The sequence below is a fragment of the Ferdinandcohnia jepli genome (assembly GCF_047246645.1).
In the GTDB taxonomy this organism is placed as follows: domain Bacteria; phylum Bacillota; class Bacilli; order Bacillales; family Bacillaceae_L; genus Ferdinandcohnia.
The window spans coordinates 64,856-76,841 of record NZ_JBFOKR010000021.1 but is presented as its reverse complement, the minus strand read 5'-3'; the positions used below and the strand labels follow the sequence as shown (position 1 = coordinate 76,841).

At 34.9% G+C, this 11,986-nt stretch carries 7 protein-coding genes; 5 read left to right on the top strand and 2 right to left on the bottom strand.

Going from position 1 to position 11,986, the window contains the following annotated elements:
• Positions 1-422 precede the first annotated feature (422 nt).
• Together AB3M96_RS19970 and AB3M96_RS19965 are read left to right on the top strand one after the other, a co-directional pair.
• On the top strand, positions 423-1,880 hold the full coding sequence (locus AB3M96_RS19970; protein ID WP_412969363.1) for an MBOAT family O-acyltransferase: 1,458 nt from the start codon (positions 423-425) through the stop codon (positions 1,878-1,880).
• 14 nt (positions 1,881-1,894) lie between these two features.
• On the top strand, positions 1,895-2,989 hold the full coding sequence (locus tag AB3M96_RS19965) for a hypothetical protein (protein ID WP_412969362.1): 1,095 nt from the start codon (positions 1,895-1,897) through the stop codon (positions 2,987-2,989).
• Positions 2,990-3,049: 60 nt separating this feature from the next.
• Here AB3M96_RS19965 and AB3M96_RS19960 read toward each other — a convergent pair whose 3' ends face one another.
• On the bottom strand, positions 3,050-4,936 hold the full coding sequence (locus AB3M96_RS19960) for a leucine-rich repeat domain-containing protein (RefSeq protein ID WP_412969361.1): 1,887 nt from the start codon (positions 4,934-4,936) through the stop codon (positions 3,050-3,052).
• Positions 4,937-5,119: 183 nt separating this feature from the next.
• On the opposite strand from AB3M96_RS19960, the gene AB3M96_RS19955 reads away from it, so the two are divergent.
• Positions 5,120-7,366 (top strand): O-antigen ligase family protein, encoded by a 2,247-nt coding sequence (locus tag AB3M96_RS19955; protein ID WP_412969360.1) that lies wholly within the window; start codon positions 5,120-5,122, stop codon positions 7,364-7,366.
• Between the two features lie 9 nt (positions 7,367-7,375).
• Positions 7,376-8,569 carry a beta-N-acetylhexosaminidase gene (gene nagZ, locus AB3M96_RS19950; RefSeq protein WP_412969359.1) on the top strand — a complete coding sequence of 398 codons (1,194 nt, stop codon included), beginning with the start codon at positions 7,376-7,378 and terminating at the stop codon, positions 8,567-8,569.
• 123 nt (positions 8,570-8,692) lie between these two features.
• On the opposite strand, the gene galU is transcribed toward nagZ, so the two are convergent.
• Positions 8,693-9,586, bottom strand: coding sequence for a UTP--glucose-1-phosphate uridylyltransferase GalU (galU, locus tag AB3M96_RS19945; protein WP_412969358.1), 894 nt, complete (start codon positions 9,584-9,586; stop codon positions 8,693-8,695).
• A gap of 238 nt (positions 9,587-9,824) precedes the next feature.
• Between galU and AB3M96_RS19940 the strand changes: the two genes are divergently transcribed.
• Entirely contained in the window at positions 9,825-11,948 is a 2,124-nt protein-coding gene (locus tag AB3M96_RS19940) for a sulfatase-like hydrolase/transferase (protein ID WP_412969357.1), read from the top strand.
• The last annotated feature ends 38 nt before the right edge of the window (positions 11,949-11,986 follow it).

Below are 11,986 nucleotides of genomic sequence, written 5' to 3'. Positions count from 1 at the left end.
AGTTTAAAAGATTAGGTACGCATATTGGATAAAGGGTGAAGCGAAATTCACTTCACCCCAACATTTGACGTTGAACCCTTTTTTTAGCATGTAGGGAAGCATAAAATTTTTTCCTATCTGTATAAGTGCAACTACGGCTCTGCTGTCGCCAAAAGGCTCGGCAATCGCCGAGTTTTCTAATACATTAAGATTAACTTCGTGAAAAGAGTAAAGTATAAGACTAGACATCGTTTTTGGCGATCATGGGCATTAAAAAGAATTTTCTAATCGTAACCCACCAATAAAAGATTGAAAGTAAAAGAATTAAGAAGTTCATGGTGTAAATTTAAATTGTATGTACTACTTAAATGTAGTATATTGTAATATGTTGTAAAAACATGTAGAAGCTTATCGATTTATACACATTAATGGGGTGTGCACGAATGTTATTTAACTCATATACGTTTATTTTCTACTTCTTACCCGTTGTTTTTGTGGTTTATTTTTTATTAAATAAAACGAAAAAAACGATTTTTTCACGAATCTGGTTAGTAGCCAGTTCATTGTTCTTTTATAGCTGGTGGAATATTGCGTATCTCCCTTTAATTGTCGGGTCATTGGTCGGCAATTATATAATAGGACAACGCCTCCCAATAATTGAAAGTATCAGCGGGAAAAAGAAGCTTTTAACAATAGGTATCATACTTAATGTCCTTTTATTAGGTTACTTTAAGTATTACGACTTCTTCTTATCCAATGTTAATCTTGCTTTTAAGTCGGATTTTCCACTATTAGAATTAGCATTGCCGTTAGCAATAAGCTTTTTTACGTTTCAGCAAATAGCATATTTGGTGGACGCGTACAGAGGTGAAACAAAAGGATACAATTTTATTAACTATGCACTATTTGTTACATTCTTTCCACAGTTAATTGCTGGCCCAATCGTACATCATGCGGAAGTAATGGGTCAATTTGATGATCCAGCGAAGAAAAGAATCAATCTAAACAATATCTCTAAAGGATTATTTATCTTTTTTATTGGTCTCTTTAAAAAGGTAGTAATTGCTGATACATTTGCCGTTTGGGCTACAAATGGATTCGATGATTCAATCAGTCTTACATTTTTTGATGGCTGGCTAACCTCGTTGTCTTATACTTTCCAATTATACTTTGACTTCAGTGGTTATTGTGATATGGCAATTGGAGCAGCATTGATGTTTAATATTGTATTGCCAATTAACTTTAATTCTCCATATAAAGCCTTAAATATTCAAGACTTCTGGAGAAGATGGCACATGACACTGAATCGGTTTTTAACGAACTATCTTTATATTCCACTTGGTGGGAGTCGAAAGGGTAAAGTTAGAACTTATATAAATATTTTAATTATCTTCTTTGTAAGTGGATTATGGCATGGTGCCGGCTGGACATTTGTATTCTGGGGACTATTGCATGGGTTCGCTTCAATGATTAATCGTTTTTGGAAAAATAGAGGATTTAAGCTGCCTACGATTGTTGCTTGGTTTATAACGTTCCAGTTAGTTAACTTTGCATGGGTATTTTTTAGAGCAAATACATGGTCAGATGCAATTAAGGTTTTAAAAGGGATGTTTGGCTTCAATGGTATTGCACTACCGGATGCAATGCAGCAGGTCATTAATATGGTATCACCAATACAGATTGCATTTTCACAGGCATTTCTATTTAATACAATCACAACTGTTCAAGTTGCGGTATTTGTAATCCTTGGTTTATTTGTTGTGGTTCGTATGAAAAATTCAGTTGAGTTAATGAATGAGTTACAAGGTGAATGGAAATATGTTATTTGGGCCTCTGTTGCCACAGTTGTTTCAATTCTTTCACTTAATCGAGTAAGTGAATTCTTGTACTTTAACTTCTAGAGGGGTTGTATAACGTGGTGAAAAGAAGCTTTTTAGTAAAATATATTAGTGTTGTTGCGATTTTACTATCACTTGTTATGTTATTCGTATATATATTCGATCCGCTATCCTTCTATCGATTTTCAAGTTTTTATGAAAAACAGTACTCGACAGAGGCACGTTTTCAAATACCTGGCTTTGTAAAAAATTCCGAGTATGATACGTTAATTGTGGGAACGTCAATGGGGCGGAACTTTGTAGAGTCCTACGTTGATGAGAAACTAGGTGGAAAGAGTTTAAATGCTACATTACCGGCGGGAACAGCGAAGGAACAGAGTTTAACTGCTTCATTGGGTTTGCGTGAAAAGAAGGTGAAACGAATCATTTGGGAAATTAATCATTATTCCATACAAGGTGGAAGTGAATTCGTGTTAAATGAACCCAATAAATTTCCTTTCTATCTTTATGATCGTAATCCATTAAATGATTATAAGTATTTATTAAATTCTTTTTCATTCTCATTAATTAAGACCAATCTTATTGCAAATCTAAAACATGTAGATGTGAACCGTGACAGAGAAATGCTTTTTAAGTTTGGGAATGGGGTAGAACCGGCAAAAATTGAGAACCTGCCTTTTGGGTTTGGACCTAAAGAACCAAACAATAAGAAGCCTGAGGAAGAGTACAGATACGACTCTATGATGGAGAGTTTTTCAGATAATATGCTTTCCTTAGTGAAGGAAAACCCGGATGTAGAATTTATTTTCTTTTATGCTCCTTATCCAATTCTAACGCACATAAACAAATTCAATGACAGCACTCCTGAATTTGAAGAGCGTATAAAGGTAAAGGAAGATATATATAATCTCGTTCAAGACTATGACAATGTGAAAATTTATGATTTCCAGGCTGATCGTGAAATTACCCATAATTTAAGCAATTACATGAGTGATTGGACACATTATTATATGTTTATAAATGAATATATCATTGATCAAATTGCTGAGGGACAGCCTATTGCTTCAATTGAAGAGTATAAGAAGCTCAATGAAGAACTTTACGATCAAGTACTAAACTTTTCTGTAGACAATTTAAAAGAGTTTGAATATCAAAGGGCTAATGCAGAGTAATTCCAGGTACTCTTTGAAAAAAGCAAAGGTGGACACGAAATGTGTCCACCTTTTATTTGATTATTTAATCCATGCGCCATCTTTACCTAGCTTGTAGCCGCCAATCGTTGTGTTGGAAGCCATAACGCCGTTATTGTAGAAGTAGTACCACTTTGTACCGATTACCTTCCAACCTTTTTGCATTGTTCCGTTGCTAGTTAGGTAGTACCAAGCATTATCATAAAGCCATGTGTTGGTTTTCATAATACCGTCAGATCCAACGAAATACCAAGTCTTATTATCAAGCACCCAGCTATTTGTTACCATTAGACCGGATTTTCCAAAATAGTACCAGCCTTTATCGTACGCCCATTTGTTTGTGAGCATAACTCCATCTTTATCAAAATAGTACCAGCCCTTATCGTAAACCCAGTTATTAGTAACCATAGCACCAGATTTTCCTACGTAATACCAAGCGCCAGCACTATCCTTAATCCATTTATTTGATAGCATAACTCCACTGTTATTGAAGAAATACCAAACACCAGAAACTTTTTCCCAGCCAGTTTGCATAACACCGTTTGAATTTAGGAAATACCATGTACCATTATCATCAAACCAGCCAGTTTTCTTATTTCCGAATTGGTCTTCATAGTACCAGTTTCCATTTTTATTTACCCATGTAAATATTGGTTGTTCTTCATCTTTAAATTCTCCATCGAATAAAACGTAAGTATCTCTTGTTTCAAGTTCTTCAATGATAGCTTTTGCAGAGGTACCAAGAGGATTTTCATTCATAAACGCAACATATAGAGAATCCATTAATAATAAAGCATCAATCTTACTTATTAGGTTATAGCTTAAATTAAGATATCCAACTGAATCAAATTCCGCAAGATATGAAATGTCAGAAAGTTGATTGTCGTATGCAACTAAATCTTCTAACTTTGTTAATGCAGCTAACGCAGATAAATCAGTTAATCCATTTTCTCCAATATATAAATTTACTAGATTTGAAAGTGAAGAAATAACTGTTAAATCAGATTGAGTTACTCCTGCATTATTTAAATAAAGAGTATCTAAATTCGTTAAGTTAGCTAACACTTCTAAATTCGCATTTGTATAATCGAGATCTAGAGCTGTTAAATTACGTAAATTACGTAATGGTGTAATGTCCGTAATTGGATTGTTGAACAAAGTTAATGTATCAAGGTTTGTCAGGTTTTGAATTGGAGTTAAATCACTAACATTATTACTACCAGCCAATAAAGTTACTAAACCTGAAAGTGATGCTAATGGTGTTAAGTCTGAAATAGAATTGTAGTATAGATTAATTGATTGTAAGTTTGTTGCCTTTTCAATACCCTCTAATGATGAAACACCAGCATACATTAAATCTAGCTCAGTTAATAAAGCTAAATCACTTTCTTCAAGATCTCTATCAACAATTTCTAGCGTTTCCTTCACCTTTTGTTCAAGCGCAGCGTCTTCAAAGAATGTTGGTGTCGGATATGTCTCCCCAACAAAACCCATTTGAGAGAATGCAAACTCTCCATTAATATATAAATCAACACCCACTTCATAGTGTGTTGAAGGAGTTAGTCCTGTAATGGTGTAAGCCATTGGACCATCCTCGTGAAGAAATGAAGCAACAGGAATGTAGCTATCACCATCTATCATGAAGACAACGTATTCAAATTCATCTTTGTTTGCGTAATCTCCAATATATTCCCATGTAAATCCAATCGAAGTGTCAGAAACACTGAAGTTTGGAAAATCGATAAACCCCAAGTCTTCATATGTATCGCATGTTGGATCATCACAAGCTGTCTCAGCCATGATATTAGCCTTTAAATCATTTAGGCTTTCCTTAGTAAGTTTTTCGGCACTAGCAGAAGTGACGGGAATAAGTAATGTCACTACTAAAGAAAAGATTGCTAGTAGATTGATAAATTTGTACTTTTGCATAAAAAGTCCCCTCTCTCTTTATAAAATAGGAATAAAATAATAGGAATAAATACCCACTATTACCAAAAACTCTAGTTTAGTATACTTGAATTGCAAGACTTTTGGTAGAAAATTGTGGAATTTTCCAGAAAAATGTCTAATAATGAGAGTAGCAACAAAGATATAACACAGGTGGAGGACATTATGAATTGGTTTATTTTTATATTTATTTCGCTTATTTTCATCTTATCGCCATATAAAACAGGATTGTATTCAAATCTAAGTTTTTACAGCTTGAGTATTTTACTATTCAGTCTGTTTGTACTACTAATAGTAAGACTCTATTTCAAACGAGAGGTATATGTATTAAAAAACGTTATCTTTATTCTAATAATCCCCCTTATTTATCTGCTTCCATTGCCAATTGCAGAGAATCCACTAGGTGCGTGGGATTCAGTGATACAATGGTTTTCATTTGCGACTTTTTTCCTTTTACTATATTGGTCTGCTTCTGAACCAAACATTCAAAAATGGCTGCCATTCGTTTTTCAATTTACAGGTGTTTGGATTGCCTTTTATTCAATGTTCATCTATTTAGATCTTTTACAGTTGCAAAACGCCTATATAGCCGGGAGACTAGGCAGTATTTTTAAGTATCCAAATACATTTGCAATGATTATGATCGTTTTTTATTTTTTCTCACTAATATTCCTGCTGAAACGGGAGCTATCTTTCTTACAAAAACTTATCTACGTAATACCACTTGTTCCTTATATAATCGGATTTTTGGCATCGTACTCTAGAGGAATGATGCTTGTATTCCCAATTGTGTGGGTTATAGGTTTACTACTTCTACGCATGAAAATGCAATTGGAATACTTTCTCTTAACTATTGTAAGTTTTGGATATGCATTGTTTGCTTTTAGTGTAATAGGCAGCAGAGGGGAAACTTTTCTCCATATTCTACTTCTAGTGGGTAGTATTTTACTTTCAGTTGTAACTGTCTATTTAGTAAAGTACTTATTGAAAAGATGGAATGCACCGCTGGAAAAATGGGAGAACCGTAGATGGTCTCAATTTATGCTACCAACGATTACCGTTTTACTTGGTTTATTAATGGTATTGGATATAACCAACCAAGGACTGGTTTACAAGCAATTACCGTCCGGGCTACAGGAAAGAATTAAGGATATAGATTTAACAAGTGGAACGGCGATGGAAAGGCTTATCTTTACTGAGGACGCTCTACGGATCAGCAAGGAATCACCATTTATAGGACATGGTGGAGAGGCGTTCAGGGTTATCTTTAAGAAATATCAACAGTTACCTTACCAATCTAATAAAACACATAACGGATTCGCAGAAATAGTAATTGATACAGGATGGATTGGACTGATACTGTTTTTAGCTGTAATTTTTTACATTTATTATCAATTATTTAAACGATATCGAAAAGAAAGTGATAATAGCACACTTCTTGCTGTCATGTTATCAACCCTTGTTCTATTCATTCATAGTTTGTTAGATTTTAATTTTTCGTTTGGAACAGTTTGGTTACTAATTCTTTGGCTTATTGTTCTTGGCCTTACTACACAATCAACATATAAAGGTAGAACGAGAAACAAGCAAAAAGTGTCAAAACCAAAAAACAATATTGCCTTAGTAGGGATTTATAGTATTTTTACGTTACTCGTTATTAGTTGCTCTGTGTTCTCCTATCGGTTTATGCAGGCAGACCGTTTAGTGACAGAAGCGAAACAATTTACGGGCCTGCATGAGCAAGAGCAGCTACTGGAAAAAGCAGTATCCCTAAATCCCTACAATATTTCATATTGGATGACTGTAAGCAATGTGTATCTTCAACTGTATAAAAGTGATTCTACCTACAAGGGAAAAATTGAAGAAGTTATTGCACAAACCACTGAAGTGGAGCCAAATAATTCAGAGGTATTAAAAAAAGCCGGCGACTTTGCAGAAAAACTTGGAAATGAACAGGAAGCTGTAACGTACTTTTCTAGGGGCTTAGAAGTGGACAAGTTCAACACCTCTCTCTATGCAAGAACCATTAAAGCAAAAGTGTTACTTGCTGAGAACACAAAAGACGTAAGTGAAGTCAGTGAACTATTGAATTCGGCCCTACAAGATTATCAGAATAATCTCCAGGCGTATGAAAGCTTCAAAGAGAAGCTACTAAAAGATCATGATGATTTTAACAGTAGGAATTTTACCGTAAGTAATATTTCGCATGAATACGCTGGACTTGCATATTACCTTTTAGAAGACTATAGCCAGGTTATTGCTATTATGAATCAACTAGAGAGCGAGCCATCTGAGCAATTGCTAGCTTTAATAGTTCTCTCTTATGAAAAATTGGGAAAATCAAATGAAGCGATCGAAATCCGTGAAGGATATAATGGCGATCTCTCAACGATTATTGAAAAATATAGGTAGGGAAATGGTATGAAAAACAAACGATTTAGTATGGCTACGATTGCATTGCTCATTGGAGTTATTCTCTCCAGCTGTGGTGTGGAAGAAATCAATCAAGAGAGAGATCAAGAGATTGTAAACCAAATAAAGAAAATGAGCCTTGAAGAAAAAATAGGTCAAATGATGATAGTTGGTGTAGAAGGTTATGCCCTAAATTCTTCTACTAAAAAGATGATTGTGGACAAAAAAGTAGGCGGATTTGTCATTTTGGGTAATAATGTCAGGACAAGTAAACAATTATTTGATTTGGTTAATTCGCTAAAGTCAACGAATAAACAGGAAAATAGAATTCCTCTATTTTTATCGATTGATGAAGAGGGGGGGAGAATCACTAGATTTCCTGAAGAACTAAGAAAGCTTCCGTCAAACAAAGAAATTGGAGAGTTGGACAATCAGGAAGTGGCCTATCAAATCGGAAGACTGCAAGCAGAAAAACTAAAGCTTTTTGGATTGAATATGAACTTTGCTCCAGTTTTGGATGTCAACAGTAATCCCAAGAACCCTATAATTGGTGATCGTTCATATGGCAACAATCCAGAGGTTGTCTCACGTTTGGGTGTGCAAACGATGAAGGGTATCCAAGAGAATGGAATCATTCCGGTACTTAAGCATTTTCCAGGGCACGGAGATACTATAGTCGATTCTCATCAAGGCTTACCAAGTGTATCGCATGATATTAACCGATTGGAGAATCTTGAGTTAGTACCTTTTCAGGAGGCAATCGACGAACAAGCAGAGGTAGTGATGACAGCACATATATTACTACCAAAGTTAGATGCCACACATCCAGCAACAATGTCAAAGAAGATCATAACCGACCTTTTGCGTGAAGAGCTGCACTTTGACGGTATTGTAATTACTGATGATATGACAATGAAGGCTATTTCTGCTAATTACGGGATTAGTGAAGCTGCAGTAGCGACGGTCCAAGCGGGTAGCGACATGATTATGGTTGCCCATAATCATCAAAAAGGGATAGAGGCGTATGAAGCCCTATTAAACGCAGTAAAAAAAGGTGAACTATCGGAGGAGCGCATCGACAAAAGTGTGTATCGAATTCTAAACGTGAAGAAAAAATATCAATTGAGTGATGAAAGAAGCCCATTTGGCCCAATTCGAGACATTAATGAAAAGATAGGTACTCTTTTAATGGAACATTTTTAGTGTGTAGAAGCGTACATTCAAATTTAAATTCACAAGTGTCATGAAAAAGCACAAACACACCTAAAACATACAAAAAACCTTCTGTTAGAGATAATTTTTATCACAACAGAAGGTTTTACCTTTTTAATTAGTAGTCTCTTTGTTTTGGTGTGCTGCTACGATTTTTGACATGAAGTTGAGTAAATCATCATGGATTTCTTCATGTTGTAAGGCAAATTCAATGGTTGTTTCGATGAATCCTAGTTTCTCCCCAACATCATATCGCTTTCCTTCAAATTGGTAGGCAAAGACACGTTGAATTTCGTTTAATCTTTGAATTGCATCTGTGAGTTGAATTTCGCCACCAGCCCCAATATCTTGGTTTTCAAGAAACATAAAGATTTCGGGGTTAAGAATATATCTGCCTATGATTGCAAGGTTTGATGGTGCAGTGCCTGGTTTAGGTTTTTCCACAAAACGATTCACTTGGTAGCGTCTACCGTCATTTGTTAGCGGATCAATGATACCATAACGATGTGTTTGATTATCTGGTACAGTTTGAACACCAATTACAGATGATAGTGTAGATTCATATTCATTTATTAACTGGCGAAGGCAAGGTGTTTCACTTTGAACAATATCATCACCTAAGAGAACAGCAAATGGTTCATCACCAATAAAATTACGTGCACACCAAACTGCATGACCCAAGCCTTTTGGTTCCTTTTGGCGGATATAATGGATATCAACCATTTTTGATGAAGCTTGTACCTTTTCAAGTAAATCAAATTTTTCCTTTTCAATTAAGTTCTGCTCAAGTTCAAAAGCATGATCGAAATGATCCTCAATCGCTCTTTTCCCTTTTCCTGTAACAATAATAATATCTTCTATACCTGATTCAACAGCTTCTTCTACAATATATTCAATTGTCGGCTTGTCAACGATAGGAAGCATTTCCTTAGGCATAGCCTTTGTTGCCGGTAAGAAACGCGTGCCTAATCCGGCAGCCGGTATAATTGCTTTTCTAACTTTTTTCATCCTGATGATGCTCCTTTTCAAGATTCTATATCAATATTGGATTTTTAAGGCTATTATTTCATAGATAGAAATGTTTTACAAGGAATGAAAATTGTAGTAAGTTGCTATCTTTATGTAAATATTAATTTTAAATTGGATATTATTATATGTTAACAAGCTCAGAAGAGAATGGTATAGTAGAAATGTTATTTTTGCATTATGTTTGGTTACTATTACAGGAAGAACGGGAGGTTTTATAATGCCTGAAGTATTAAAGCGCTATTTTACTAATAAATCGATTAAAAATGGCTCGTTACTGGCACTATTAACTTTAATCTATACTCTATTTAATATAATTACCTTTGAAACAATACATAGAGGCTCATTCAGTGGATTTTTTACCTGGTTTACTGAAAGTACAACATCATTCGCAATAACCTTTTTATTCTTATTCCTTTTTGTGGCTGCACTATTGTTTCTACCATCTTTTCTATTTATCCCTTTACTAGTTTTACAATCAGTAGTTTTGTTTATTATAGCCTTTGGAAGTAGAACAAAGTTTCTCTTAAGAGGCGAATATTTTACCCCATTTGATATTTATGTTCTTGATGAAGGCGCAGACATATTTACTTTTATGGATGATGTCATTACAACTAAAATAATAATAGGTTCTGTAGCTGTTGTCATAGCGCTGATTATCTTCAGTATCTTATTTGTTAAGTTAAAGAAAAGAGTCGTTTTTGTACCTCGCCTTATTGTGTCTATATTATCAGTAATTGGTTTTATCTATATTACAATGAACCCAACTCTCTTCTCTTCAAAAATCTATAACGAAAATATTGAGACAGTTGAAAGCTATGATAAGTTTGGGTTTATAGGAGCCTTTTTGACATTACAGGAAGCAGCCGAAAATGAAGAACCAAAAGGAAATGGGAAAACCTACACTAAATCTGAAATTAACAGAATTCTGGGCGATTTAGAGACGAATAAGACTGATGAAGTTAATTCTGAGTTGAATCCAAACATAATTGTTGTTCTTGGAGAGGCATTATGGGACCCGTTATTGTTAGAAAACATAGAGTTTAAAGAAGATCCGTTACCGTATTTCCGATCATTAATGGAGGAACACACTTCAGGTACCTTTTTAAGCCATTCATATGGTGGAGGAACATTTAATCCAGAGCTAGAGGTATTAACTGGTTTAACGACTCGTTTCGAGGTAGAGGAGCTGTATTATAATCGTATTAATCGTCCAATCGATTCATTGGCGCATGTTTTAAAATCTCAAGGTTATCATACGACAGCTGTTCACAACTTTAAAAATTGGTATTATGGTCGGAATGAAATTTATAAACAATTAGGATTTGAAAAGTACGTTAGTATGGAGTTCTTCAATAATCCAAATTATATCGGTCCATGGATTGATGACCGCCGCTTAATGGAAATTGCACTTGACGAGTTAAAACAAACGGAAGGCCCTGATTTCCTGAATGTAGTAACGGTAAGTAGTCATGGTCCATATACAGACCATCGCTTCGAAAATATGAACGAAATCACTTCAAGTAACATGACTGAAGGTTCGAAGCATATTCTGAACTTGTACTCAAACCTCCTAAAAGAGACAGATGATGCCATCCGACTATTAATTGAAGGCATAGAAGAACTGGATGAACCTACTGTCGTTGCTATTTATGGAGACCACCTGCCTTTCCTTGGTAAAGGGTATGATGTTTATAAGGAATCCGGTTATTTTAATGAGGATTTTAATGATTATAATGAATATCTTAAAATGTACCAAACACCATTACTTGTTTGGGACAATTTTAAAGAACCTAAAGTGAAAGAAGAACTGAATATGACAGCAAACTTTTTAGGTTCATATATTCTAGCTTATGCAGGAAAAGAAATGTCACCCATCTTCCAAATGAACCGTTTACTATATTTACAAGGAATGCACAGAATTCCTAAAACAATGTTTTATGAAGAAGTAGGTATCAAAGAGGATGATTTATTAGATTATAAACTACTTCAATATGATACATTAAAAGGTCGTCAGCACTTGTATAAAAATTATGATGTGACGCCAGTGGACGATTATTTACTTGGTAGTGGGAAAAACGAGATAACTTCAGCAGAGGCTGCAAAAAATCAGCAGGGCTACTATATAGTGGAGCTGGAGGGTTCATTCTTTGTTTCGAATGGTGTTGCCTATCTCAATGGCGAACAACTTCCAACCGAATTTGTAAGTCCAACAAAAATGAAAGCAACCGTGTCAGCTGATTACCTGAATTCACTTAAAGAAAATAAAATTCAAATTAAAGTAGTGGACGACCAAGGAACAGTTATTTCAAAGTCCAACAGCATTAAGTCCACAGTAAAATAAAACAAAAGCGGAGTTCCCGAATTGGGAAACTCCGCTTT